The organism is Nocardia terrae (genome assembly GCF_009760405.1).
Taxonomy (GTDB): Bacteria; Actinomycetota; Actinomycetes; order Mycobacteriales; family Mycobacteriaceae; genus Nocardia; species Nocardia terrae.
The window spans coordinates 15,155-40,772 of the sequence record NZ_WRPP01000014.1 but is presented as its reverse complement, the minus strand read 5'-3'; the positions used below and the strand labels follow the sequence as shown (position 1 = coordinate 40,772).

The following is a 25,618-nucleotide window of genomic DNA, read 5'->3' as shown; positions in this document are numbered from 1 at the left end:
GTATATGTGTGCGGCATGTTAACTACTGGTCTCATTCCCTGCTCTGCTGCGGCGCGAATCGCGCGAGCACCAGGTTCTCCAGCACGCCGACGACGGCGTAGGCGAACACCGACACCACCGTCACCAGCGCGATCGAGGCCCACAGCCGGTTGTACTGGAAGGTGGGGATCGCGCGGATCAATCCCGCCCCCAATCCGGTTCCACTGCCCAGCCATTCGCCGAGCAACGCGCCGATCAGCGCGCCCGGCACCGAGATTCGGGCCGCCGCGAACACCGACGGCAGCGCGGCGGGAATCGCCACCATACGCATGGCGGTCCAGTTCGAACCGCCGTACGCCACCACCAGTTCGGTCGCCTGGCGCGGTGCCGAACGCAACCCGGTCATGATCATCACCAGGGCCGGGAAGAACACCACGATGGCCGCCATCACGGTGACGCCCAGCAGCCCGCGCCCGAAGACCAGCACGATGATCGGCGTGATGGCCACCAGCGGCACCGACCGCAGCAGCATGGCCACCGGCATGAACGCCTGCGCCACCGCCGGAATGCCGATGAACGCCGCGGCCACCACCAGCGCCGCCCCCAGCCCGGAACCGAAGCCGATGAGCGCGTCCCGCAACGTGATCCGCATTTCGTCGAAGATCACCCGGCGGGCGGTGTCCGAGGTCGGACCGGTCACCAGGTACTTCCAGACGTCGCCCGGGCTCTTGCCGACCAGCCCGACCTGCGGGTAGAGCTTCAGGAAGCCGTACCACAGCGCCACCAGCAGGATCAGCGAAACCAACAGCGGCAAAAGGAATTTCCCGATCGGGCGCAACAGGTTCAAGGTTTTCATCACGCCTCCGCTCGCGTCCACGGCACCGCCACCCGCGCCACCAGCGCGACCACGGCGTAGCCGAGCCCCGCCAGCGCGGCCGCGGCCAGCGCCATGCCCCAGGTGCGCGGCACGTTGTAGGCGGTCTGCGCGGCCGTCAACGCCACGCCGATGCCGCTGTCCACGCCACCCAGGTATTCACCGATGATCGCGCCCAGCACCGCCGAGGGCGCGGCGATCTTCAACGCGGCCAGCGTATTCGGCAGCGCCGCGATCAACTGCACCCGCCGCAGCCGCTCCCACCGGCCGCCGCCATAGGCCCGCACCAGGTCCAGGCTGGTGCGATCGGCCGACCGCAGGCCGGTCACGGTCCCCACCATGGTGGTGAAGAAGCAGTACATGGCCGCCAGGAACACCGTCGGCGTGCGACCGCCGAACACCACCAGGATGATCGGCCCCAAGGCCAGCAACGGCGTGCAGTAGCTGAGGATGGCCAGCTGGGTGACCAGCATTTCGATCGGCGGGATCAGCACCACCAGCACCGCGAGCGCGATGGCCAGGGCATTGCCCCATGCGAACCCCTGCAGCGCGCCCCAGGCCGTGACCCGGAAGTTCGGGCCGTACAGCGCCCACCCGTCGGAGTACATGGTGTGCACGACATTCCACGGGCTGGGGATGGTGCCGCCCGCGATCCGCAGTTCGGCCAGCACGGTCCAGATGACCAGCAGAGCCGCGATGCCCACCAAGCCGCCTAGTCGGGTGGTCCAGAATCTCATTGCGCCCCAGTTCATTCCGACGCCACCCCGCCGTGTCCGCTGCGCCCGAACAGCAGCTCCAACAGATAGTCGTGCAGCTTGTGGAACTCCGGGGAGCGCATCATCTCGGGTGTGCGCGGCCGGGGCAGGTCGATGTTCACGACCTCGACGATTCGGCCCGGGTGCGGGCTCATGACGGCCACCACGTCGGAGAGGAACACCGCCTCGCTGATGCCGTGCGTGACCATCAGGGTGGTGGCGGGTTTCTCGGTCCAGATGCGCAGCAGTTCCAGGTTCAGCCGCTGGCGGGTCATGTCGTCGAGCGCGCCGAAGGGCTCGTCCAGCAGCAGCACGGTCGGCTTGACCACCAGCGCGCGGGCGATCGAAACCCGTTGCCGCATACCGCCGGAGAGCTGTGCGGGCTTGGCCTTCTCGAAACCCTCCAGGCCGACCAGGCGGATCAGATCGGCGACCAGCTCCTTGTCGGCGGGCAGGCCCGCGACCTGCAGCGGCAGCTTGATATTGGATTCGACACTGCGCCAGGGCAACAGCGCCGAATCCTGGAAGGCGATCCCGAACTCGTGCCGCCGCCGCAGCTCGGCGGGGGTCTCACCGTTGATCTTCGCGGTGCCCTCCGACGGTTTCTCCAGATCCGCGAGAATGCGCAGGATGGTGGACTTGCCACAACCCGACGGCCCGAGCAGCGAGAGGAACGCGCCCTGGGCGGTGTGCAGATCGACCGCGTCGAGCGCCTGCACCGTGCGCCGCCCGGCGCGGAAGGTCTTGCTCAGCCCGCTGATGTGAATGCCCGTTCCCGCGGCGACTTCCGAACTCATAGGGCAACGGTAAGGGCCGGGAATTGCACGCAGATTGCGAATCGGCAGACCAGATTTCGCCATTGTTACCGCGAGGCGAGTGGATTGTTACCACCAGGCGGGTGGTTCGAACCAGTCCCGGGCTTCCTTGCGGAACAGCAGAATGATCACCGCCAGCGACACCAACGGCCCCAGCGGACCAGGTGGGCGACCCTCGGTGATGGACGGCACGGTCCACAGCATGTTCATGACGGAGACCAGAATCGCCCCGATCCGCACCGATTGGCCCTCGGAGTTGAAGGTCAGCGCGACCAGTCCGAGCAGGAATGCGGGGACGAAGGGCACCACGGTCGGTATCGCCGCCCGCGCCCCGAACAGCCACGCCGACGAGGCCACGCACACGATCCCCAGTCCGGCCATCCCCAGCGCGAGTACCTGTGCCGCGCGTACCACCCGCGGCATCCGATATCTGTCGCCCACACCCGACCCCGGATCGGGCTGAGTATCTAGGTCGGACACTCCCCCAACCTAGCCCCGCATCACCCCCTAAGGCCGCCAACCACGCCGCCGCGCGGCTCAGTTCACAGCTACCCCGGGCGGCGGCGCCGCGATACTCACGGCCTGACGGCGACGGATTCGAGTTCGCGGACCTGCACCGTGGGCAGCAGGCGGTCGCGCAGTACCCGGTCGATCTCCCCCGCGACCGGAATGACCACGGCGGCAGCCGAAGTGGCCACCGCGTCGACCAGCAGGGCCGGCCAGTCCGGCGCGGATTCCGCGGCGAGCGCGGCCACGATGGCCGCCACCGCGGCGTCCCCCGCGCCGGTGGGATTGCCCGCCAGCGGTTTCGGCAGCGCGGCCGTCCAGGCGCGGGTCGGGGTGACCGCGACCATGCCCGCACCACCGCGGGTCACCACCACCGCGCCCACGCCATCGGCGATCAACGGCTCCACGCAGGCGAGGATCTCCGGGATGGTGCCGGCCGGGCGGCCGGTGAGCCGTTCCAGCTCATCGACATTGGGGGTGAGCACCACCCCCGGCACGCCGGCCGCCAATTCCAGCGCCTGACCGTCGAAATCGCAAATGGTGGGCACGCCCGCGGCGATGGCGGCGCGCGCCAGCTCGGCGGGCAGGCCCGCGCTCACGCCGCCGGGCAGCGAACCCGCGATGACCAGGCCGCTCATGTCCGAGAGCAGTCCCGCGACCCGCACCCGAAGCTGGTCGACGGCATGCGGTTCGGTCACCCGCGGCCCGGGCTCCCAGAGCGCGGTGGCGGTGCCGTCGTCGGATTCGCTGATCACCACCGTGCGCCGCACCCACGGCAGCGCGTGCACGAAATCCACCGGCATCTCGAGTTCGGCGGCGGCCGCGAAGGAGTGGTCGGAGAATCCGGTGGCGCGCGCGTATTTGCCGAGCTGGTTCAGCACCCGGGTGACATTGATGCCGCGTCCGCCGAGTCGTTGATCCACCGAGCGCACCCGTTGTGCCCGTCCCCGCTCGAAATGCTCGACCCGGTAGGTCATGTCGTAGGCGGGATTCATGGTCACGGTGACGATCACCTCCCCATCTCTGCACGTCACGGCACCGGATGCAACCCCGGGAACACAATGTGGCACCGAATGTCGTTGCAATTCCGCGATATTCAAGGGGCAATATGTCGCCCGTGCATCCGCTTCCGCCGAAACACCTGCTGCTGCAGGCCTGCCGCGGCCTGCCCCCTGACGATCATCCGGTGCTGCGCTGCGCCGGCTTACTCGCGGACCTGCACGAACGGCGGCTGACCAGTGCCAGAGGCACCGACCGGATCGACCACGACCGGGCGCGGCTGGTGCACGACATCGACAGCTGGGTGGCGGCCGAACTCCCCAAGGCCGCGCGCGACGCACACCTGCACACCGAGACCGTGGGGACGGTGGTGGATCGGCTGGCCCAGTTCTCGGCGCTGGCCTACCTGACCCTGGCCATGTCGCCGGACGACGCCATGCACGATGCCGCCCAGCGGCTCACCGAATTGGCCATCGCCTACGAGGATCTAGCCGGTGAACTGGCCGCGGGGCGCCGGCGGCTGCCGAACCTGATGGGCACGCACGACTATGAATCGTGATTCGAGATCGGCACGAATCGTGATTCGAGACCGGCACGAATCTTGACCGCGGCCGGCGGTGCCCGGCGAGGGGGCGGGGCACCACCGGCCACAAGGGTGGACCATGCGCAATCCACCGTCGATTTCGAGCGGGCGGCACGAGTTCGCAGGGAATCCGCGTGGGAGTGCGGTGGCAGTTCCTGCGACTCGTCACCTGACAACCGTCCGGTCGAACGTCGACCTCTGAATCATGTCGCCCGAAGCTCGGAGCGCGCCTTATTCCAGCTGTGAATCGTCTGTGAGCCGGATGCCCTCGGGTAACAGGGCGCGGATGGTGTCGATGGTGTCGGCCTGATGCGGTTCCTTGTCGGGGCGGTAGCGCACCACGCGGGCGAAACGCAGAGCCGCGCCGCCGGGGTAGCGGGGGCTGGCCTGGACGCCGTCGAGGGCGATCTCGACCACCAGTTCGGGGTGCAGGTAGACCGTGGTCGCGTCGCGTTCGCGCTCGTGACGCGGGAATTCGGCTGTCTGCCATTGCAGTAGCGCGTCCGTGAGGCCCTTGAAGGTCTTGCCGACCATGATCGGCTCGCCGCCCTCGGGATCGCGCGCGCCGAGGTGGAGGTTGGACAGGTAGCCGGTGCGGCGGCCGTAGCCCCATTCCGCGCCCAGCACCAGCAGGTCCAGGGTGTGGGTGGGTTTGATCTTCTGCCAGGAACGCCCGCGGCGGCCCGCGGCATAGGGGGCGTCGAGCGACTTGATCATGATGCCCTCGTGGCCCGCGGCCAGTGCGCCGTCGAAGTATTCGGCGGCGGTTTCGGGATCGGGGGCGATGAGGGCCGGAATGCTCAGGCCGCACGCCACCTTGGTGAGGGCGGCGCGCCGCTCGCGCAGCGGCGCGTCGAGCAGGTCCGCGCCGTCGAGGTGCAGGCAGTCGAAGAAGTACGGGTGCAGCAGCAGTTCCTGGGCGGTGGCCGCGCCGAAGCGGCTCATGGTCTCCTGGAAGGGACGGGGACGGCCGGAGTCGTTCAGCGCCAGGGTTTCTCCGTCGAGGACGACGCTGGTGCAGTCCAGATTCCGCACCAGATCCACCAATTCGGGCACGCTCGCGGTGATATCGCGCAGCGTGCGGGTGAAGATCCACACTCGGTCGCCGTCGCGATGCACCTGAATTCGCGCGCCGTCCATCTTGTGCTCGACGGTGGCCTCCCCGCCGAATTCGGCCAGCGCCTCGTCCAGACTCGCGCCGGGCGAGGCCAGCATGGGCTGAATCGGACGGCCCACCTCGAGGCGGAAGGCCGCCAGCGCCGCCACGCCGCCGGTGCGGGCCGCGACCGCGGTGACCGGCAGCCGCCCGGACAGCATGTGCGCCCGGCGAACCGCCGCGATCGGCACGTCGAAGGCCAGCGCGACCGCCTCGGCGACGATGGCGGTGAGCGCGCCCTGGCGCATCTCGCCGGTCAGCAATCGGATCAGGAAGTCGTGTTCGGCCTTGGTGGTGCGGGCGAACAGGGCGGTCAGCAATTCCTGGCGGCGCGCGGTCGAACCGCTGCCGCCGACCCCCGCGAGTTCGGAGAAGGCGTCGTCCACCGCCGCCACCGACAGCGTGGGTTCGGCGGCGGACTCGACCTCGAGGGTGGTCAGCGTGCGCCACCCGGTCCCGATCCGGCCCTGCGGCAAGTCACCGGACAGCCACGCCACGACCTGCGCCAATTCCTGCGGCGCGGCCCTTTTCAGCAGCTCGGCAAAGACATTGATCTTGTTTTTCCGCGACGATGTCGCCCGCACATCCCGTGACGCCTCAACCACATCGGACAAGAGCACGTGTCGACCGTAGCCGGTGCCACCGACACGGATGTGACACAAAGCTCAGCACGTCTGTTAATCCTGGCGTTGGCAACCGTGCTAATACGTCCATAAACTTGCACGCATGGCCAAGACTTATGTCGGGGCGCGGCTCCGCCAGCTGCGTACCGAGCGCGGTTTGAGTCAGGTCTCGCTCGCCAAGAAGCTCGAGATCTCCGCGAGTTATCTGAATCAGATCGAACACGACGTTCGCCCGCTCACCGTACCGGTCCTGCTGCGGATCAGTGAAGTCTTCGGGGTGGACGCGGGCTTCTTCTCCTCCCAGGACGACACCCGGCTCATCGCCGAGCTCCAGGAGGTCGTGATGGACCAGGAGCTCGGGGTGGAGGCCGACGCGCAGGAGATCGCCGAAATGGTCTCCGCGCACCCGGGTTTGGCGCGCGCCATGGTGAACATGCACCGCCGCTACCGCAATACCACCGCGCAGCTGGCCGCGGCCACCGAGGATCGCTTCGCCGACGGCAGCGGCTCGGCGGCCATTTCCAAACCGCACGAGGAAGTGCGGGACTACTTCTATCAGCGGCAGAACTACATCCACGAATTGGATACCGCCGCCGAGGAACTCACCCATCGCATGCGTTTCCACGGCGGCGACCTGAAACGCGAGATTCCGCGCCGGCTGGCCGACGAGCACGGCGTGCAGATCGTGGAGCGCATCGATCTGGGCGACGGCGTGCTGCATCGCTTCGACCCCGAGGCGCGCCGCCTGGAAATCGCACCGCATCTGTCCGGCGGCCAGCGGGTATTCAAGCTGGCGGCCGAACTCGCGTACCTGGAATGCGGCGATCTCATCGAAAAGCTGGTCGCCGAGGGCAATTTCAGCGGCCACGAGTCGATCGTGCTGGCGAAACTGGGCCTGGCCAACTATTTCGCCGCCGCCACGGTTCTGCCGTACGCCCATTTCCACGAGGTGGCCGAGGATTTCCGCTACGACATCGAGCGCCTGTCGGCCTTCTTCACCCAGAGCTACGAGACCATCTGCCACCGCCTCTCGACGCTGCAGCGCCCCAAACTACGCGGCGTCCCCTTCTCCTTCGTCCGCGTGGACCGCGCCGGCAATATGTCGAAACGCCAGTCCGCCACCGGTTTCCACTTCTCCTCCAGTGGCGGCACCTGCCCGCTGTGGAACGTCTACGAGACCTTCGCCTACCCCGCGAAGATCATGACCCAGATCGCCCAGATGCCCGACGGCCGCAAATACCTCTGGGTCGCCCGCACCGTCGAACGCCGCGCCACCCGCTTCGGCGACCCCAGCAAAACCTTCGCCATCGGCCTCGGCTGCGAACTCCGCCACGCCGGCCGCACCGTCTACGCCGACGGCCTCGACCTCAACGAGCCCAAGGCCACCCCCATCGGCGCGGGCTGCCGAGTCTGCGAACGCTCCAACTGCCCCCAACGCGCCTTCCCCCCGCTGGGCAAATCCCTCGACATCAGCGAACACCGAAGCTCCATCTCCCCCTATGTCATTCAGTGACCGATTCGATGACTGATCCGGCGCGGAAACCCGGGTGCACGCCCAGCTCACCGCGCGGGCGCAGCATCGGGGTCGGCAGTGGTATCGGCGCCGTCCCCGGCATGATCGGCGCGCTCGTCGTGGGTATCGGCATCACGGTTGCCACCATGGGCGGCGGCGCGCTCGCCCTGCCGACACTTCGATCGCAGACTACGTCACGCGGACCTGCGGCGATGCCCGGCAGGCGGGATGAACCAGGCTGCGGTGAGCAGAAATTCACGTCTACGCAACAGTAGATATCCGGGCTTCATCGAGAGACATTCCGGCGCAACACTTCCGGTTTACCGTTCCGTTCCACGAATACAACCGTTGTATACGCGGCGGTATTCGTAAGCGGCGCAGGTGGCGTCGCGGCTCATCGTGAAGTGAAGGATCCGCCCCATGCACGACTCTTCCCGCCGGGACAGGGCTTCCCGCCTGATGAAGGCGATCACCATTCCGACCGCACTGGCCTTGTCCGCCGTGATGGTCGCCGGTTGCGGGTCGCGCGACAGCGACACCGCGTCGGGTTCCAATGCCAAGTCCTGCGTGGACACTTCGAAGGACACCATCAAGATCGGGTCGCTGCATTCGCTGACCGGCACCATGGCGATCAGTGAGGTGACCGTCGCCAATGCCACCAAGCTGGCGGTGGATCAGATCAACGCCGCGGGCGGCGTCATGGGCAAGAAGCTCGAGATCGTGCTCGAGGACGGCGCGTCGGACCCGAAGACCTTCGCCGAGAAGGCCGAGAAGCTGATCAGCTCCGACTGTGTGGCCGCGGTGTTCGGCGGCTGGACCTCGGCGTCGCGAAAGGCCATGAAGCCCAAGTTCGAATCGCTGAACTCGCTGCTGTACTACCCGGTCCAGTACGAGGGCCTGGAGGACTCCAAGAACATCTTCTACACCGGCGCGACCACCAACCAGCAGATCATCCCGGCGCTGGACTACCTCAAGCAGAAGGGCATCACGTCCCTCTACCTGGTGGGCTCGGACTACGTCTTCCCGCAGACCGCCAACCGCGAGATCAAGGCGTACGCCAAGGCCAACGGCATCGAGATCAAGGGCGAGGACTACGCGCCGCTGGGCTCCACGGATTTCTCCACCATCGTCAACAAGGTCCGCAACTCCAAGGCGGGCGCGGTCTTCAACACCCTCAACGGCGACTCCAATGTGGCGTTCTTCCGCGAGTACGCCAACGCGGGCCTGAAAGCCGCTGACATGCCGGTGGTTTCGGTGTCCATCGCCGAGGAGGAGGTCGGCGGCGTCGGCGTCCAGAACGTGGCGGGCCAGCTGACGGCGTGGAACTACTACCAGACCGTCGACACCCCGCAGAACAAGGCGTTCGTCACCGCCTACAAGGCCGCCTACGGTGCCGCCAAGCCCACCTCCGACCCCATGGAGGCCGCCTACACCTCGGTCTACCTGTGGAAGAACACCGTGGAGAAGGCGAAGTCCTTCGCGGTGGCCGACATTCAGAAGGCCGCCGACGGCGTCAGCTACGACGCGCCTGAGGGCACCGTCACCATCGACGGCTCCAACCACCACATCACCAAGACCGCGCGCATCGGCGAGATCCACCCCGACGGCCTCATCTACACGGTCTGGGACTCCGGCAAGCCGATCCAGCCGGACCCGTACCTGAAGAACTACGACTGGGCCAAGGGCCTCAAGTAATTCGGCGGCCGCCGATGAGGGGCGGCTGGTGCGGGTCCGCGTGATCTCTCACAGCGCGTCGGCGGGCCGACAGTGGTCTGTACTCGCACCAGCCGTACGGCGTTCTCCACCAATAGAACTCAAGAGGTAACGATCATGGACGCTGCTGTCGGACAGCTCTTCACGGGGCTGAGTCTGGGCTCGATCCTGCTGCTCGCCGCGCTGGGCCTGTCGCTGACCTTCGGTCAGATGGGCGTCATCAATATGGCGCACGGCGAATTCATCATGGCCGGCTGCTACACGACCTACGTGGTGGAGCAGACGATCTCGGCGACGGGCGTGGCGCTGATCGTGTCGCTGTTCGTCGGCTTCCTGGTCGGCGGTCTGCTGGGCGCGGCCCTGGAGATGGGGCTCATCCGCTGGATGTACGACCGGCCGCTGGACACCCTGCTCGTCACCTTCGGTGTCGGGCTGATCCTGCAGCAGGCGGTGCGCGACATCTTCGGCGCGCCCGCCAAGAACGTGGTCGCGCCGCACTGGCTGACCGGCGGCATCACCATCGCGGGCACCGTGGTGCCCAAGACCCGCATCTTCATCATGGTGCTGGCCGTGGCGGCGGTGATCGCGCTGGCCACCGCGCTCAAGACGACACCGCTCGGTCGCCGGATCCGGGCGGTGGTGCAGAACCGGAGTCTTGCCGAAACCTCCGGTGTCTCTTCGCGTCTCACCGATGTGAGCACGTTCTTCATCGGTTCCGGACTGGCTGCCGTGGCCGGTGTGGCGCTGACGCTGATCGGCTCCACCAGCCCCACCATCGGGCAGTCGTACCTGGTCGACGCCTTCCTGGTGGTCGTCATCGGCGGCCTCGGACAGATCAAGGGCACCGTCATCGCGGCCTTCGCCATGGGCCTGCTGAATTCGTTCGTCGAGTACTCGACCACCGCGACGGTCGCCAAGGTGATCGTCTTCGTCGTGGTCGTCATCTTCCTGCAGGTCCGCCCGCAGGGTCTGTTCACCGTCCGGACGAGGAGTCTGGCATGACCACCATCCAGCGCCTCGGCGCCAACTCGTCCCTGAAAGCCCTGGGCGGCTTCGTCATCGCCGCCATCGTCCTGTTCGGCGTCGCCCCGGCGGCGCTCAGCGATTTCCGGTTGAGCCTGCTGGCCAAGTTCCTGTGCTTCGCCATCGTCGCGGTCGGCATCGGCCTGGCCTGGGGGCGCGGCGGCATGCTCACCCTCGGTCAGGGCGTGTTCTTCGGCATCGGCGCGTACATCATGGCCATGCACCTGCAGATGGCCGACGCCGCCAAGGCGCACGAGGACGTGCCGGAGTTCATGACCATCGCGGGCGTGGACCAATTGCCCTCGTACTGGAAGCCTTTCGAGTCCGCGCCGGTCGCGATCCTGGCGATTCTGGTGCTGCCCGCCGCGATCGCGGCCGTGCTGGGTTTCGGCGTCTTCAAGCGCCGGGTCAAGGGCGCGTACTTCGCCATCCTGAGCCAGGCGCTCGCGGCGGCGCTGGCGATCCTGCTCACCGGGCAGCAGACCATCGGCGGCTTCACCGGGCTGAGCGACTTCAAGTCGTTCTTCGGCTTCCGCCTCGACGACCCGGTGAACCGGCGCATGCTGTTCTTCATCGCGGCGGGCACGCTGCTCGTCGTGGTGGCGGTGGCGCGCCAGCTCATGCGCAGCCGGTACGGGGAACTCCTTGTCGCCGTGCGCGATCAGGAGGAGCGCGTCCGCTTCCTGGGTTACGACCCCGCCAATATCAAGATCGTCGCCTATGTGGTGGCCGCCTTCTTCGCGGGCATCGCGGGCGCGCTGTTCACGCCGATCGTCGGCATCATCTCCCCCGCCGACATCGGCGTGGTCCCGTCCATCGCCTTCCTGATCGGCGTCGCCATCGGCGGCCGCACCACCCTGCTGGGGCCGGTGCTGGGCGCGGTCGGCGTGGCGTGGGCGCAGACCACGTTCTCCGAGCACTTCCCGTCGGCGTGGACCTATTTCCAGGGTGCGCTGTTCGTCGTGGTCGTGGGCTTCATCCCGGCCGGTCTGGCCGGATTCGGGCCCATGGCAAAGCAATTGCTCGAACGGCTGCGGCCCGCCCGCGAGGCGGGCGTTCCGGTCGAGGTGTCGGAGGCGGGCCCCGAGCCGGTCGAGACCGACGCGCCCGCCGTCGAGGAGAAGGTGGAAGCCTGATGGCCGAGTATCTCGAAATCAGCAAGCTGTCGGTCAGTTTCGACGGCTTCAAGGCCGTCTCCGACGTCGACCTCACCGTGCTGTCCGGCGACCTGCGCTTCCTCATCGGTCCCAATGGCGCGGGCAAGACCACCCTGATCGACGCCATCACCGGCCTCACCCCGGCCACCGGCTCGGCGCGCAAGAGCGGCACCGAGCTCATCGGCCGCAAGGTGCACCAGATCGCCCGGCTCGGCGTGGGCCGAACCTTCCAGACAGCCAGCGTCTTCGAACAGCTCACGGTGCTGCAGAACCTCGACATCGCCGCGGGCGCGGGCCGCTCCGCCCTGACCCTGCTGCGCCGCCGCACCTCGGTGCTCCCGGCCATCGAGGAGGCGCTCGAGATCACCGGCCTCACCGACCTGCGCGACAAGCCCGCCGGGGTGCTCGCGCACGGCCAGAAGCAGTGGCTGGAGATCGGCATGCTGCTGGTGCAGAACGCCGCGGTGCTGCTGCTGGACGAACCGGTCGCGGGCATGAGCGCCGAGGAACGCGAGGAGACCGGAAACCTGCTGCGCCGCATCGGGAAAGACCGCGTGATCATCGTCGTCGAGCACGACATGGACTTCATGCGCGCCTTCGCGAACTCGGTGACGGTGCTGGCCGGCGGCCGGGTCCTGTCCGAGGGCACCGTCGAAGCGGTGCAGGCCGATCCGAAGGTGCAGGAGGTCTACCTCGGCACCGCCGCGGCGGGTGAACTACCACCGACCACCGAACAGGAAGAGGAGGCCGCGGATGCTGGAGCTCGTTGACCTACACACCGGCTACGGCCGCACCGAGGTGATTCACGGTGTGTCCCTGACGGTTCCGGAGAACGGCGTCGCGGCCATCATGGGCCACAACGGGGCCGGGAAGACCTCGCTGCTGCGCGCGGCGGTCGGACTGCTGCCCGCCAAATCCGGCAGGATCCGCTTCGACGGCACGGACATCACCAAGCTGTCGCCGTCGCGCCGGGTCAAACGCGGTCTCGCCTACGTCCCGCAGGGGCAGCAGAGTTTTCCACAGCTGTCCACAATGGAGAACCTGCAGGTGGTGGCGGACGGCCGCAAGCGCGGCAAGGAACTCGTCGCCGAATCGCTGGACCTGTTCCCGGCGCTGCGGGAACTGCTGTCCCGCAAGGCCGGACTGCTCTCCGGCGGCCAGCGCCAGCAGCTGGCCATCGCCCGCGCCCTGATCACCGAACCGAAACTGCTGATCCTCGACGAACCCACCGAAGGCATCCAGCCTTCGGTGGTCGCCGAGATCGAACGCACCATCATCGAGCTCACCGCCCGCGGCGGCCTGAGCGTGCTGCTGGTGGAACAGCACATCGGTTTCGCGTTGCAGGCCGCGCAGCAGTTCTACGTGCTGCGCTCGGGTCGCGTCACCTCCTCCGGTGCGGGCGGCGCCGGTGCGGAGCCCGCGGTGCGCCTGGCCATGGCGATCTGACCGGACGCCGACGTGAACGCGCGCAGGGGGCGTATTCCGTTGTCCGAGCGGGTCTATCGCAGCCTCCAACGCGATCTCGCGGCCGGGACGCTGGTGCCGACCGAGCGGCTCGGCGAGGAACGCCTCGCCGAGACCTACGGCGTCTCCCGCACTCCGGTCCGCGAAGCGCTGGCCCGCCTGCTCTCCGACGGCCTGCTGGAGCGGCACTCCGACGGCCTCTACCCGTACCGGCCCCGGGTCGACGAACTCGGCGACCTGTACGAGCTCCGAATCGTGCTGGAGGCCAGAGGAATTCAACGCCTTCAGGCCACCCCGGCCACGGTGCCCGAATCCCTGACCATCGCCGCCGGACCACCGGCACCGGTGGCTGTCATCCCCACCGGATCGCGCGGTGCGGCAGTCGGCGACCCGGCCGACCCGGATCGGATTCCCGCTCGCGACACGGCATCGGACCGGGACGGCATCGCTTCGACAGGCTCGATCACCTGGGTCGCGCCCACCGGCCCCGGATCCGACCGCCGGCCGCCGACCCGCCCGCACGATGTGACCGCGGTCCGGCACGAGCTCGAGACCTGGCTGCGGATTCGCGAGCATCCGCCGGAGTCCGGAACCGCGCTCATCGCCGCCGACGAGGAGTTCCACACCACGCTGCTGCTCTCGGCCGGGAATTCCGCACTGGCCGACGCCCTCTCGACTGTCCACGCGCGCGTGCGGCCGGTCCGGGCTCTCGACCTGCCCACCCCCGGGCGCATCGCCGCCATGGCCGACGACCACATCGCCATCGCCGAACACCTGCTGGCCGGTGACCTGGACACGGCTCTGCGCACCCTGCTGGCCCACCTCACCAGCTCCCGCGCCCACGTCCTGACCCGCGCCCGCCGCGCCCTCGAACTCACCAAACTCGCCCAGGCCGTGCGGGAATGACCTCCGCCGCAAGGCCGGTCGGCGATTGCCGGCCGCGCTGGCCTGGCGAGTGGCCCAGACAGGGTGTTGACTAGGGGAATGGTGTCGATGGAGCCACGTATCACCCCTGGTCGCCTGCGCGAGCTGGGGCCGGTGAACTGGGTTGTCTGGCAGGCGCTCTCCCGTGCCGCGGGCACGGAGGACGCGCATCTGTTCAGCACATTGGGGCGGACCGGCGGGTTGTTCCGGGGGTGGCTGCACTTCTCGGGCCGCCTCATGCCCGGCGGCAAACTCCGCCGCTACGAGTCGGAGCTGGTCATTCTGCGGGTCGCCCACCTGCGCCAGTGCGACTACGAGATGGACCATCACATTCGGCTGGGCCGCCGCGCGGGCGTGACCGCCGAAATCCTGGACCGGCTCCGCGAGGGCCCCGCGGCCCAGGGCTGGACCGACAAGGAGCGCGCCCTGCTCACCGCGGTCGACCAGCTCGTCACCACCCGTGACCTGGACGACGCCACCTGGCACGCGCTCGCCGCCCACTACGACGAGCGCCACCTCATCGAAATAGTGCTGCTCACAAACCAATACGAGGGCCTGGCCAGCACCATCACCGCGCTGCGCATCCAAACCGACCACTGACCAGCCGGGTCAGCGGCGGAGACGCTGGACCGGCTGGGTCGCGGCCACCGGAATGGCGGCCCGGGGCAGCCGGTGGGCGATGGGCGGTTCGGCCGGGTGGGCCACGCGGGCGTGCAGGTGCATGTCGTGCCAGCCGTCGGCGTGCAGCCCCGCACTGCGATTGATGCCCTCCAGCACGAAGCCGGATTTGTGTGCCACCTTGCAGGATTGGGCGTTGTGGACCGAATGCCGGAGCTCCAGGCGATGGAATCCGGCCACCTCGAAGGCCCAGCCCACCAGCGCGTCCACCGCGCGCGGGGCGATACCGCGGCCCCGCGCGGCGGGCACCACCCAGTAGGCGATCTCGGCCTCACCGTGCCAGAGCTCCATGTGATGCAGCGACGCGCGCCCCATCAACCGGCCGGTACGACTGTCCGCCACAGCCCAGTTGGCGGCGGCGCCCCCGGTCCACGAGCGCGCCCAGGAATCCACCCAGTCGCCGGCCTCCTCGACGGTGTCGGCGGTGCGCACGTGCCAGCGCCGGATCGCCGGGTCCTGGAAGGCCGCGTACACCTCCGGCCCGTCCCGGCGCAGCCACGGCCGCAGCACCAGGCCGTCCCCCACCGGGAGAACCGGCTGCGCTGCCCGAGTGAAGGTTTCGGCGGCAACGATTGCCGGGGTTGCTCGCGGCATAGCTGGAATTCTGCCCGCGATCGGCCCGTCCGCGCGGCGAAATTGAGACCATCGTCCCGATCGGTCTGTCCCGCGCGAATTGTCCGCGCGGTCAAACAATGCTCAGGGCCCGCGGTTTTCGATCAAGGCGGCCAATCCGTCCAGTACCCGCGACAGACCGAACTCGTAGGCATGGTCCGCGTTGTAGGCGCTGTCGTGCGCCTGTCCGGCGGCCGCGCCGATCCGGGCAGCCAAGGGATAGCGGTCGGTATCGAAGACCCGCTCGAGCAAGGGCGCGGCGCGCTCCCACCACTCGTGGTCGGACTGCCCGGTCTCGGCCGCGGCGCGCGCGGTGTCGATGGCGAGCTGCGCGGTCGAGGTCACGAAGCCCAGCACGTAGGTGAGCGCGGCGTCCATCTCGAGGTCGTCGAGTCCCAGACCGTCGAAGGCGCGCAGCTCATGGTCGTATTTCGCGGCCACGCCCGGGCCCAGCGGCGGCCGCGTGGTCGGCAGGTACGCGACCCACGGATGCGCGGTGAGCAGGGCGCGATTCTCGCCCGCGATGGTGGAAACCCGCTCCCGCCATGACATTCCGTCCAGATCGTGGCGCGGCATGCGGTGATAGACGGTGTCGAGCATGAGGTCCAGCAGTTCCGCCTTGCCCGGCACGTAGGTATAGGTGGCCATGGGCGTGATCCCCAGCTTCGCGGCGACCGACCGCATGGTGAGCGCCGCCAGCCCCTCGGCGTCGGCGATCTCCAGCGCGGCCGCGATCACGGCGTCCAGGGTGGTGCGCTGCTTGGGCCCGCGGGCCGGACCGCCGGATCCGGGCACGCGCCACAGCAGTTCCAGCGTGCGCACCGGGTCGCCCGCGCTGCTGCGTTCCCCGCCTTTTCCGGCCATTCGCCTCACCTCCGCCGCCGATCGTATCGGTGTGACAGTCGCCACATTGCACCCGATCCGGAATTTCCGTACAAAGTACAGCGTACTTAGTACAGAGTTAATTGATGCCACCTAGGAGGACTCTTGAACATCACCGCTTCCTGCCTCTCCCTGAACGTGCCCGACCCGACCGCCTCGGCGAAGTTCCTCATCGACCACTTCGGCTTCACCGAGAAGATGTCGGCCGACGGTTTCGTCAACGTGACCCGTGACGACGCCGGATTCGACATCGTCTACCTGCGCACCGGACTGGGCAGCTTCAAACCGGAGCGCATCGCGGGCAGCGCGGGCGAGGGCCTGCTGGTCGCCTTCGTCGTCGACGACATCGACGCGGAGTACGAGCGCGTCCGGCAGGAGGGCGTGCCGATCGTGACGCCCATCGAGACCGAACCGTGGGGCGAGCGCTACTTCCAGGCCCTGGACCCCAACGGGATCGTCATCCAACTGGTTCAGTGGGTGTGATCGAAACCGGCGAAAAATAAATTCTGCCGACCGTGTCGATTCCCGCCGGGCCCGATCGAGGAGTAGATGAGGACCAACCAGGGTCCCGCACTTCGACGGAAGGATTCCGATGCGCAAGGTAGTGGCTTTCTCGCACATGACCCTCGATGGCTTCGCGGCCTCGAACACCGGCATGGGACTGGAGTGGACCCACCGCGGCTACAGCCCGGACATGGGCTCGTTCCACGACGACCACATCCGGGCCGACGTCCAGACCGCCGTCTACGGCCGCAAGACCTTCGAGGGCATGCGCGACCACTGGTCGTCGGTGCCGGACAATCCGGACGCCACGGCACACGATCTCAACCACGCCGAATGGGTCACCAATGTCGACAAGATCGCCTTCTCGACGACGCTCACCGACCCGAAGTGGCACAACACCCGGATCATCGCGGGCGACGGGGCCGCGCGGATCAAGGAATTGAAGGCCGAGAACGGCGGCGCACTGGTCATCTACGGCAGCCCTACCCTGACGCACTGGTTCGCCGAAGCCGGGCTCATCGACGAGTACCGGATCATCATCCACCCGGTGACGGTCGGGGCGGGCACCCCGCTGTTCCTCGACAAGCCCACACTGGAACTGAACCTGCAGGAGACGAAGATCTTCGACTCCGGTGCCGTGTACACCCGCTACCAGGTTGCCTGACAGGAGAATTCGACAATGCGACACATGGTGCTGATTCGCCTCGACCCCGCCCAGGCGCCGGAGGGTCCGAGCGAGACGCTGATCAACGACATGAACACCCTCATCGAGGAGATGACCAAAGCGGGCGTCCTGCTCGACACCGCGGGCCTCGGCGTCGAGGAGACCGTCCGCATCCGGCAGACCGCCGGCGCGCAAACCGTCCTCGACGGCCCCTTCACCGAGTCCAAGGAGATCATCGGCGGCTACTGTCTGCTGCAGACCCGGTCGACGGAGGAGGCGGTGGAATGGGCGAGCCGATTCCTGCGCGTCCACGGACCCGAATGGAACATCGAAGTCGAGGTGCGGAAGGTCGAAGGCGGCCAGAGCTGAATCCGCCACCCGCACTCGGGGGTCACGCGCACCGGACGGCCCGCGCGTGACCCCCGAACACTGGCCACCGGAGCACCTCTCCGCCGAGCAACCCACCCCTGCCCGGCGGTCGCCCGTGCAACCTTCACCCACGTCCGCGGCACCCGAGCAGTCCTCCCCCGCAGCAGCCGAGCAACGCCTACCCGGACCCGCGGCAGCCGACCAACCCCTGCCCGGACCCGCGGCAACCGACCAACCCTCGACCGAGCCCGCAGCAGCCGACCAACGCCTACCCGGGTCCGTGGTGGCCGACCAGCCCTCGACCGAGCCCACGGCAGCCGACCAACACCTACCCGGGTCCGTGGTGGCCGACCAGCCCTCGACCGAGCCCACGGCGGCCGACCGGTCCTCGACCACGGATGCGGCGGCCGAGCCACGCTCGCCCGGGGAGCGTGCCCGGCGGGCGGTGGAGGCGGCGTGGCGGATCGAGTGGCCCCGGCTGGTGGCGGGGCTGACCAGGTTGGTCGGGGATATCGCTACCGCCGAGGAGCTCGCTCAGGATGCTCTCGTCGCGGCGCTGGAACAGTGGCCGCGCGACGGAGTCCCGCCGAATCCGGGCGGGTGGCTCATGCTGACCGCGAAACACCGTGCGGTGGACCGGATTCGGCGCGATGCCAACTTCGCGCGCAAGCTGGAGCTGCTCGGGCGGGAGGTGCTCACCGCCGAGCAGCCTTCCGGCGAGCCGGAGCCCACCATTGCCGACGATCTGCTGCGGATGATCTTCACGGCCTGCCACCCCGTGCTGTCGCCGCCCGCGCGGGCCGCGCTTACCCTGCGCATGGTGGGCGGGTTGACCACCGCGGAGATCGCGCGCGCCTACCTGGTGCCGGAATCGACCGTGGCGCAACGCATCGTGCGGGCCAAACGCACCATCGCGGCGAAGCGGGTGCCCTACGAGGTGCCCGAGGGCGCCGAGTTGACCTCGCGCCTGGACTCGGTGCTCGAGGTCATCTACCTGATCTTCAACGAGGGGTACACGGCGACGGCCGGGGAGCGGTGGGTACGCACCGAATTGTGCGAGGACGCACTGCGATTGGCGCGCATCCTGGCCGGGTTGCTGCCCGACGAGCCCGAAGTGCACGGGCTGGCGGCGCTGATCGAACTCCAGGCGTCACGCTCCACGGCCCGCAGCGACTCCGACGGCGGCCTGGTCCTGCTGCCGGATCAGGATCGCTCCCGCTGGAACCGGCTCTATATCCAGCGCGGGTTCACCGCCCTCGCCCGCGCGCACACGGTGAACCGCACGCGGGATCGTGAGCCGGGGCGCTACGCGCTGCAAGCCGCCATCGCGGCCGTGCACGCCATGGCCGTGACCGGCGAGGACACCGACTGGCGTCGCATCGCCGGACTGTACGCGATACTCGCGCAACGGTTTCCGTCACCGGTAGTGGAGCTGAACCGCGCGGTCGCGGTCGCCATGGTGCACGGTCCGGCGGCCGGACTCGAGCTGGTCGACGCGATCGCCGAGACCGGCGCGCTCGACGACTACCACCTGCTGCACGCGGTACGCGGGGATCTGCTGGCACGGCTGGGCCGCGGCGACGAGGCGCGGGCCGCCTTTCACCGCGCGGCCGAACTGACGGCCAATGAGACCGAGCACAAGCTGCTGCTCGACCGGGCCGAGCACCCCGACACTCCACGCTGATCAGGCATTTCGTCCGCGTGTCGCCCGGGCTCACCAATTGAAAGGGCGTAGCGTCAGTTTCGTCTGACGAAAGATATGTCTGTTTTTTCGTGCTTGTTGTGACCATTGGGCGTTGCGCAGAACGGAAGGACCAGGCGTTGCCCGTTTTCGAAGACTCCGACCTCAGGAAGCCCACGCTCCGAGTCGCTTTCCTCGGACTGCTCATGGCCGCCCTGACCCCGCTGACCGTCGCCATCGGCAGCGCCGACGCGCGCACCGATATCGCGAACCCGATCGCGCAGTCCTCGGAGATCCCCGCCGCACTGCCGGTGGATCCCGCCGGCCTCATCCAGCTCATCGGCTCGGCCGCGCGCTACTCCAAGCCCGCCCTGCAGACCGTCGCCCGCTTCGTGGTGCCCGGTGACCAGTGGGATTCCTTCAACGAGATCATCACTCACGAGAGCAACTGGCAGGTCTTCGCGATCAACCCGACCTCGGGCGCCTACGGGCTGGCCCAGGCCCTGCCCGCGCACAAGATGTTCAGCGAGGGCCCGGACTGGATGTTCAACCCGCTCACCCAGATCCGCTGGGCCTACCGCTACATGGTCGCGCGCTACGGCAGCCCCAACGCCGCCTGGGACTTCTGGCAGGCCCACAACTGGTACTAGGGCCTGCCGGTCCCGATCCTCAGCTCAACGCGGCCCGGAAGACCTCGGCGACCGGGGTCGACGGGCGGCCCAGCAGGCGCTGCAGATCACCGGAGTCGACGCTCAGGATGCCGTCCGCGATACCGGCGTCGGCGTCGGCCAGGACCGCGGCGTACCCGGCGTCCAGACCCGCGCCCTGTAGAGCGGCCGCATAATCGGCCTGCGGCAGGTCCTGGTAGCGCACCGGCTTGCCGGAGACCTCCGAGATCACCTGCGCCAGTTCCGCATAGCTGAGCGTCTCGTCGCCGCCGAGCTCGTAGACCTTGCCCTCGTGGCCATCGGTCGTGAGCACGCGCGCCGCGGCCTCCGCGTAGTCGACACGGGACGCGCCGGATACCTTGCCGTCGCGGGCCGCACCGTAGAGCGTGCCGGTCTCGACCGCGTGGGCCAGCCCGCCGGTGTAGTTCTCCCAGTACCAGCTGTTGCGCAGCAGGGTCGTCGGGATCTTCGCCTCGGCCAGCACCGCCTCGGTGCCGGTGTGCTCCTGGGCCAGGATCAGCGGGTTGGCCTCGGCCTTCGGAATGCTGGTGTAGGCCAGCAGTTTCACACCCGCCGCCTCGGCCGCGCGCAGCACATTGGTGTGCTGGGCGACCCGCTTGCCGAATTCGTTGCCGGACACCAGCAGTACCCGGTCCACACCCTGGAACGCCTGCTCCAGCGCCGCCGGATCGTCGAAGCTCGCGGTCCGCACCTCGACGCCGCGCTCGGCCAGATCGGCCACCTTGGCGGAATCGCGGACCACGGCCACCACGGGCTGCGATCCGTCCTTCAACAGCGCCTCGACGACCAGACGACCCAGCTGCCCACTTGCTCCGGTGACTGCGACGGTCATGACTTCCTCCAGTGGTTTCAGGGAATGAACTGCACTCTCGACATGTACTAACTAATAGTAAGCACATCCCATTCCCAAACCGCTACCCGAATGACAGGTAACCTGAATCTCATGACCTCCCAGCCCCCCGACCAGGCGTTCGCGGTCGAACCCACGCTGGAGGCCGACGTCTTCGCCCGCAACTGCTCCTCCCGCCCCGTCCTCCAGGACGTCGCGAGCCGCTGGGGTGTGCTCGCCCTGGCCGCCCTGCGCGAGGGCCCCTACCGCTTCTCGGCCCTGCGCCGCCGCGTCGACGGCATCTCCGAGCGCATGCTCTCCCAAACCCTGCAAACCCTGGAACGCGACGGCATGGTCAATCGCGAAGTCCAGCAATCCATCCCCCCGGTCGTCGAATACACCCTCACCGACCTGGGCGCGCAGGTGGCCGACCAACTCCTCGGCCTCATCGACATCCTCGAGTCGAACATCGACGCCATCACCACCGCGCAGACGAAGTACCACCGCGAATAGACCCAACTCTCGGGACTCTGAGGGGCTTCGCCCCCGAACCTCCTCGAGACTTCGGGGGCCTGCCCCCGGATCCCGCAAGAACGCGGGCAAGCCCCGGACCCACCGGAACTCGGGAGCGGCCCATTACGAGATGGAGGAGTCCCATGCCCGCCGATACCGATCTGCACTACCTCGAACGCTGCGTCGAACTGGCCGAAGAGGCGTTGGACGCGGGCGATGAGCCGTTCGGCTCGCTGCTCGTGGACGCGAACGGAAAAGTGCTGGCGGAGGACCGTAATCGCGTGTCCGGCGGCGATCAGACCCGCCATCCCGAATTCGACCTGGCCCGCTGGGCCGGTGAAAACCTCACCCCCGAGGATCGAGCCACCGCGACCGTCTACACCTCCGGCGAACACTGCCCCATGTGCTCGGCCGCCCACGCGTGGGTCGGCCTGGGCCGCATCGTCTACGCCGCCTCCACCACTCAACTTCTGGAGTGGCTCAACGAATTCGGCGTCCCCGCGGGCCCGGTCCGCCCCCTCTCCATCCGAGAGGTCGCCCCCAACATCCCCGTCTCCGGCCCCTTCCCCGAACTCACCGACCGCGTCTACGCCCTCCACCGTCGCCTACACCTGGCGGACTGACCTCGCAAAGCCATGAAAAAGGCCCTGTGCCAGCGTTTCCGCTGACACAGGGCCGTCGTTCGAAGGCAGGGCTCCGCGCCCACCATCCCCGGGATCCGGAGACTCGCGCCCGCTGTCCCCGGAGTCCGGAATTCGCGCCCGCTGTCCCCGGACTCCGGAGCTCGCGCCTACCATCCCCGGGGTCCGGAGCTCGCGCCCGCTGTCCCCGGAGTCCGGAGCTCGCGCCCACCATCCCCGGGATCCGGAGACTCGCGCCCGCTGTCCCCGGAGTCCGGAGCTCGCGCCTACCATCCCCGGGGTCCGGAATTCGCGCCCGCTGTCCCCGGAGTCCGGAGCTCGCGCCCGCTATCTCTGGGGGTCCGGAGCTCGCGCCCGAAATCCCGAGGGGGTTCGGGGGCGAAGCCCCTGAGAGCTTCTGCGAGTTAGAAATTGATCATGTGGCCTGCGAGGCCGTGGATCGCTTCCTGGATGGCTTCCGACAGGGTCGGGTGGGTGTGGACGTTGCGAGCCACCTCGTTGACCGTGAGGTCCCACTTCTGGGCCAGGGTCAGTTCGGGCAGCAGCTCGGAGACGTCCGGGCCGATCAGGTGGCCGCCCAGCAGTTCTCCGTACTTGGCGTCGGAGACGAGCTTGACGAAGCCCTGGGCGTCGCCGAGGCCGTGCGCCTTGCCGTTCGCGGTGAACGGGAAGGTGGCGACCTTGACGTCGTAGCCCTCGTCGCGGGCCTGCTGCTCGGTGAGGCCGAAGGAGGCGACCTGCGGCTGGCAGAAGGTGGCGCGCGGCATCATGCGGTAGTCGCCGAGCGACTGGGTCTCGGCGCCGGCGATGGTCTCGGCGGCGACGACGCCCATGGCCTCGGCCACGTGCGCGAGCTGCAGCTTGGCGGTGACGTCACCGATGGCGTAGATGCCGGGGACGTTGGTGCGCATGTACTCGTCGATCGCGATGGCCCCGCGGTCGGTGAGCTGCACGCCGGCGGCCTCCAGGCCGTAGCCCTTGACGCGGGGCGCGAAGCCGACGGCCTGCAGCACCTTGTCGACCGTGACGGTCTCGATCGCGCCGGACTTGTTGTCCTTGATGGCGACGGTGACCTTCGACCCGTCGTCGTCGATGGACTGCACGGCCGCACCGGTGGTGATGGTGATGCCGAGCTTCTTGTACGCCTTGGTGATCTCCTTGGAGACGTCGGCGTCCTCGTTCGGCAGTGCGCGGTCGAGGAATTCGACGATGCGCACGTCCACGCCGTAGTTCTTGAGGACGTAGCCGAACTCCATGCCGATGGCGCCCGCGCCCACGATGAGGATGGAGCCCGGCAGGTCGCGGGTGAGGATCTGCTCCTCGTAGGTGACCACGTTGGCCGACAGCGAGGTGCCCGGCAGCAGCTTGGTCTCGGTACCGGTCGCGATGATCACGTTGTCGTACGTGATCTCCTCGGTGCCGCCCTTGGTCAGCGCGACCGACAGCGACTTCGGACCGGTGAACGTGCCCGTCCCGTCGAACTCGTCGATCTTGTTCTTCTTCATCAGGAAGTGGACGCCCTTGACCCGGCCGTCCGCGACCTTGCGGCTGCGGTCGAACGCCGCGCCGAAGTCGAAGGTCGCGTTACCCGAGATACCGAAGGTCTTCGCTTCCTTGGTGAAGATATGAGCCAGTTCGGCGTTGCGCAGCAGCGCCTTGGACGGAATGCAGCCCACGTTCAGGCACACGCCACCCCAGTATTGCTTCTCGACAATCGCTGTTCGCAGGCCGAGTTGAGCGGCACGAATCGCGGCGACGTAACCGCCGGGACCAGCGCCGAGAACGACGACATCGTAGTGGGAAGTCACGGCTTCGAGACTAGACTCCCCCGCCTCCCCGCGCCTCAGCGCCCGGCTAAGAGCCGTCGCCTATTGGCATTGCGTGCCGGCGGCTGGGTGCCGGAACCCATTTTGGGGGTACCCCAGGAGTTACCCGGATCCTCACCAAATCAGTCGTCACGTCACGCCTGAATCGGTCACCGCTTTTCAAGCCTGCCCGGTCTGGAAGCGACTGATCAGTCCGTCACGCACGGTAAACCGCCACGCCGTGCGCATGGCGCCCCACCGGTCGTTCGAATAGTCGGCCACGAATTCCGTCGGGCCGGAGACGGATTCGATCTTCATGCGCCCGTTGGTGGAGAAGATCTCCGAATCGGTCCACTGGGCGAGATTCCGCTCCTGGCCGTCGTCGGTCATGGACGCGTCGGGGGTCAGGGTGGCGAAGAAGGCGTTCGCGTCGCCCGCGTTCACCGCGTCGACGAACTGCTGGACGGTCGGGTCGAGCTCTGTCATCGCTGCATCCCTCTCGGTCGGCGAGCACTGATCGAGCAAACCTCGTGGCGAGTCTAGTCCCGCCACACCTGCCGGGCGACGCGCGCGAAGTTGCCGCCGAACACGGCGGCCCGATCGGCCTCGGACAGGCCGCGCGCGGCCAGCACCTGGTTCAGCCCAGGCACATTCGAGACGCCGAGCAGGTCCTCGGGCGGCACCCATTGCAGCGGGCCGTAGCGGGTGTAGTCCGCGGAGAAATTGGACGGGTCGGCGGCGATCGCCTGGTTGAACTCGTCCGCGTCGAAGGAGAAGTCCGAGCTCACCCCGATGTGCTCGATACCGACCAGTTCCGCACCGTAGACGATGTGGTCGGCCATGGCCTCGATGCGCTCGGCCCGCGCCTGAACCTCATTGTGGCCCAGGAAGATTCCGACTCCGTTGATGCCGATGACGCCCCCGGTGGCGGCGCACGCCTTGGCCTGATCGTCGCCGATATTGCGCGGATGCGCCCACACCGCCGCGAAATTCGAGTGGCTGTAGATCATCGGCACGCTGGTCGTCTCGGAGATGTCGAGGCCGGTGCGCCGCGAGCAGTGCGAGCCGTCGGCGAAAACGCCGACCTCGTTGAGTTTGCGGATGAGCTCGCGACCGTAGCCGGTGAGCCCGGTGTCCTCGGCGTCGAGGCAGCCGCATCCGGCCGCGTTCCGGTAGTTGTAGCTCGGCCCCAGCGAGCGCAGCCCCAATTCGTAGAACAGCTCGACATTGTCGAGGTCGCCCTCCAGCGGTCCGGAGTCCTCCAGATCGAACGCCAGCGCCAGCGTGGCGTCGGTCTCCTCGGTCGGCGTCTCGGGCCAGGCGTCCTCGATGCTGTGCACCAGCCGGAAACGCCCGTCCGTCAGGGCATCTCGCCGGAACTGGGTCACCAACTCCAGCGAGTCCCGAGTGGAATGCGGCGAATATCCGATATTCACCGATAGATACGAACCGGTCGGGTAGCGAGTCAGCTCGGCGAGGTCCGCGGTCGGCAGCAACGGCAGACAGCAATGCTGTTCCCACAGCCGGGGATTGTGCGACACGCCGAGACCTCCTGGATCGGACCGCTATCGAGATCGCAATCCTACTGACCGGGCGGCGCTCTGCCCGATTACCCGCACCGCGGGGGGTGCCACGGCGACACGTTCGCGACCGGCGAACGCGCGGC

At 68.1% G+C, this 25,618-nt stretch carries 28 protein-coding genes; 16 read left to right on the top strand and 12 right to left on the bottom strand.

The window, feature by feature from the left end; all coding sequences use genetic code 11:
• Window positions 1–31: 31 nt before the first annotated feature.
• The 5 genes from GPX89_RS40750 to GPX89_RS40730 form a co-directional block, all read right to left on the bottom strand.
• Complete coding sequence (locus GPX89_RS40750) at window positions 32–835, bottom strand: ABC transporter permease (RefSeq protein ID WP_157393137.1); 804 nt, start codon at window positions 833–835, stop codon at window positions 32–34.
• Entirely contained in the window at window positions 835–1,590 is a 756-nt protein-coding gene (locus GPX89_RS40745; protein WP_157393136.1) for an ABC transporter permease, read from the bottom strand. Before GPX89_RS40745 ends, GPX89_RS40750 begins: the two co-directional genes overlap by 1 nt.
• An 11-nt stretch (window positions 1,591–1,601) precedes the next feature.
• The gene (locus tag GPX89_RS40740; protein WP_157393135.1) at window positions 1,602–2,405 is read right to left on the bottom strand and encodes an ABC transporter ATP-binding protein; all 804 of its coding nucleotides are present in this window, start codon (window positions 2,403–2,405) and stop codon (window positions 1,602–1,604) included.
• 87 nt (window positions 2,406–2,492) lie between these two features.
• Entirely contained in the window at window positions 2,493–2,903 is a 411-nt protein-coding gene (locus GPX89_RS40735) for a hypothetical protein (protein ID WP_157393134.1), read from the bottom strand.
• A gap of 95 nt (window positions 2,904–2,998) precedes the next feature.
• Entirely contained in the window at window positions 2,999–3,931 is a 933-nt protein-coding gene (locus GPX89_RS40730; protein WP_328602888.1) for a hexose kinase, read from the bottom strand.
• 116 nt (window positions 3,932–4,047) lie between these two features.
• On the opposite strand from GPX89_RS40730, the gene GPX89_RS40725 reads away from it, so the two are divergent.
• Window positions 4,048–4,488, top strand: a complete 441-nt coding sequence (locus GPX89_RS40725; RefSeq protein WP_407939566.1) for a DUF4254 domain-containing protein — start codon at window positions 4,048–4,050, stop codon at window positions 4,486–4,488.
• A 255-nt stretch (window positions 4,489–4,743) separates the two neighbouring features.
• Here GPX89_RS40725 and GPX89_RS40720 read toward each other — a convergent pair whose 3' ends face one another.
• Window positions 4,744–6,288: an ATP-dependent DNA ligase gene (locus GPX89_RS40720; protein ID WP_328602887.1), complete on the bottom strand. Its 1,545-nt coding sequence runs from the start codon at window positions 6,286–6,288 to the stop codon at window positions 4,744–4,746.
• 106 nt (window positions 6,289–6,394) lie between these two features.
• Here GPX89_RS40720 and ramB point away from each other — a divergent pair, with 106 nt between their 5' ends.
• From ramB to GPX89_RS40680, 8 genes are all read left to right on the top strand, one after another.
• Window positions 6,395–7,804, top strand: a complete 1,410-nt coding sequence (gene ramB, locus GPX89_RS40715; RefSeq protein ID WP_157393131.1) for an acetate metabolism transcriptional regulator RamB — start codon at window positions 6,395–6,397, stop codon at window positions 7,802–7,804.
• Window positions 7,805–8,263: 459 nt separating this feature from the next.
• Complete coding sequence (gene urtA / locus GPX89_RS40710; RefSeq protein WP_157393260.1) at window positions 8,264–9,499, top strand: urea ABC transporter substrate-binding protein; 1,236 nt, start codon at window positions 8,264–8,266, stop codon at window positions 9,497–9,499.
• Between the two features lie 135 nt (window positions 9,500–9,634).
• On the top strand, window positions 9,635–10,519 hold the full coding sequence (gene urtB / locus GPX89_RS40705; protein ID WP_157393130.1) for an urea ABC transporter permease subunit UrtB: 885 nt from the start codon (window positions 9,635–9,637) through the stop codon (window positions 10,517–10,519).
• Window positions 10,516–11,676 carry an urea ABC transporter permease subunit UrtC gene (gene urtC, locus GPX89_RS40700; protein WP_157393129.1) on the top strand — a complete coding sequence of 387 codons (1,161 nt, stop codon included), beginning with the start codon at window positions 10,516–10,518 and terminating at the stop codon, window positions 11,674–11,676. Before urtB ends, urtC begins: the two co-directional genes overlap by 4 nt.
• The gene (urtD, locus tag GPX89_RS40695; RefSeq protein WP_157393128.1) at window positions 11,676–12,467 is read left to right on the top strand and encodes an urea ABC transporter ATP-binding protein UrtD; all 792 of its coding nucleotides are present in this window, start codon (window positions 11,676–11,678) and stop codon (window positions 12,465–12,467) included. The genes urtC and urtD overlap by 1 nt, the downstream gene beginning before the upstream one ends.
• Window positions 12,451–13,143, top strand: coding sequence for an urea ABC transporter ATP-binding subunit UrtE (urtE, locus tag GPX89_RS40690; protein WP_157393127.1), 693 nt, complete (start codon window positions 12,451–12,453; stop codon window positions 13,141–13,143). Before urtD ends, urtE begins: the two co-directional genes overlap by 17 nt.
• 12 nt (window positions 13,144–13,155) lie before the next feature.
• Window positions 13,156–14,067, top strand: a complete 912-nt coding sequence (locus GPX89_RS40685) for a GntR family transcriptional regulator (RefSeq protein WP_407939565.1) — start codon at window positions 13,156–13,158, stop codon at window positions 14,065–14,067.
• A gap of 87 nt (window positions 14,068–14,154) precedes the next feature.
• Window positions 14,155–14,685, top strand: a complete 531-nt coding sequence (locus GPX89_RS40680) for a carboxymuconolactone decarboxylase family protein (protein ID WP_157393126.1) — start codon at window positions 14,155–14,157, stop codon at window positions 14,683–14,685.
• A gap of 9 nt (window positions 14,686–14,694) precedes the next feature.
• Here GPX89_RS40680 and GPX89_RS40675 read toward each other — a convergent pair whose 3' ends face one another.
• Both GPX89_RS40675 and GPX89_RS40670 read right to left on the bottom strand, forming a co-directional pair.
• On the bottom strand, window positions 14,695–15,357 hold the full coding sequence (locus GPX89_RS40675; RefSeq protein WP_157393125.1) for a GNAT family N-acetyltransferase: 663 nt from the start codon (window positions 15,355–15,357) through the stop codon (window positions 14,695–14,697).
• Window positions 15,358–15,459: 102 nt separating this feature from the next.
• The gene (locus GPX89_RS40670; RefSeq protein ID WP_157393124.1) at window positions 15,460–16,239 is read right to left on the bottom strand and encodes a TetR/AcrR family transcriptional regulator; all 780 of its coding nucleotides are present in this window, start codon (window positions 16,237–16,239) and stop codon (window positions 15,460–15,462) included.
• Window positions 16,240–16,362: 123 nt separating this feature from the next.
• On the opposite strand from GPX89_RS40670, the gene GPX89_RS40665 reads away from it, so the two are divergent.
• From GPX89_RS40665 to GPX89_RS40645, 5 genes are all read left to right on the top strand, one after another.
• A complete protein-coding gene (locus GPX89_RS40665) occupies window positions 16,363–16,740 on the top strand; it encodes a VOC family protein (RefSeq protein ID WP_157393123.1) in 378 nt (125 codons plus the stop codon).
• A 109-nt stretch (window positions 16,741–16,849) separates the two neighbouring features.
• Window positions 16,850–17,425: a dihydrofolate reductase family protein gene (locus tag GPX89_RS40660; protein ID WP_157393122.1), complete on the top strand. Its 576-nt coding sequence runs from the start codon at window positions 16,850–16,852 to the stop codon at window positions 17,423–17,425.
• A 15-nt stretch (window positions 17,426–17,440) separates the two neighbouring features.
• Complete coding sequence (locus GPX89_RS40655) at window positions 17,441–17,794, top strand: YciI family protein (protein ID WP_157393121.1); 354 nt, start codon at window positions 17,441–17,443, stop codon at window positions 17,792–17,794.
• Window positions 17,795–18,239: 445 nt separating this feature from the next.
• Window positions 18,240–19,478, top strand: coding sequence for an RNA polymerase sigma factor (locus GPX89_RS40650; protein ID WP_328602917.1), 1,239 nt, complete (start codon window positions 18,240–18,242; stop codon window positions 19,476–19,478).
• 137 nt (window positions 19,479–19,615) lie between these two features.
• Window positions 19,616–20,125, top strand: coding sequence for an aggregation-promoting factor C-terminal-like domain-containing protein (locus GPX89_RS40645; protein ID WP_235949246.1), 510 nt, complete (start codon window positions 19,616–19,618; stop codon window positions 20,123–20,125).
• A gap of 19 nt (window positions 20,126–20,144) precedes the next feature.
• Here GPX89_RS40645 and GPX89_RS40640 read toward each other — a convergent pair whose 3' ends face one another.
• Window positions 20,145–20,996: an SDR family oxidoreductase gene (locus tag GPX89_RS40640; protein ID WP_157393120.1), complete on the bottom strand. Its 852-nt coding sequence runs from the start codon at window positions 20,994–20,996 to the stop codon at window positions 20,145–20,147.
• 111 nt (window positions 20,997–21,107) lie between these two features.
• On the opposite strand from GPX89_RS40640, the gene GPX89_RS40635 reads away from it, so the two are divergent.
• Both GPX89_RS40635 and GPX89_RS40630 read left to right on the top strand, forming a co-directional pair.
• Window positions 21,108–21,506 carry a winged helix-turn-helix transcriptional regulator gene (locus GPX89_RS40635; protein WP_157393119.1) on the top strand — a complete coding sequence of 133 codons (399 nt, stop codon included), beginning with the start codon at window positions 21,108–21,110 and terminating at the stop codon, window positions 21,504–21,506.
• A gap of 143 nt (window positions 21,507–21,649) precedes the next feature.
• Entirely contained in the window at window positions 21,650–22,129 is a 480-nt protein-coding gene (locus tag GPX89_RS40630) for a nucleoside deaminase (protein WP_157393118.1), read from the top strand.
• Between the two features lie 422 nt (window positions 22,130–22,551).
• Here GPX89_RS40630 and lpdA read toward each other — a convergent pair whose 3' ends face one another.
• The 3 genes from lpdA to GPX89_RS40615 form a co-directional block, all read right to left on the bottom strand.
• Window positions 22,552–23,955, bottom strand: coding sequence for a dihydrolipoyl dehydrogenase (gene lpdA / locus GPX89_RS40625; protein ID WP_328602886.1), 1,404 nt, complete (start codon window positions 23,953–23,955; stop codon window positions 22,552–22,554).
• 177 nt (window positions 23,956–24,132) lie between these two features.
• Window positions 24,133–24,438 carry a nuclear transport factor 2-like protein gene (locus GPX89_RS40620; RefSeq protein ID WP_157393117.1) on the bottom strand — a complete coding sequence of 102 codons (306 nt, stop codon included), beginning with the start codon at window positions 24,436–24,438 and terminating at the stop codon, window positions 24,133–24,135.
• A 53-nt stretch (window positions 24,439–24,491) separates the two neighbouring features.
• The gene (locus GPX89_RS40615) at window positions 24,492–25,493 is read right to left on the bottom strand and encodes a dipeptidase (RefSeq protein WP_328602885.1); all 1,002 of its coding nucleotides are present in this window, start codon (window positions 25,491–25,493) and stop codon (window positions 24,492–24,494) included.
• Window positions 25,494–25,618 lie beyond the last annotated feature (125 nt).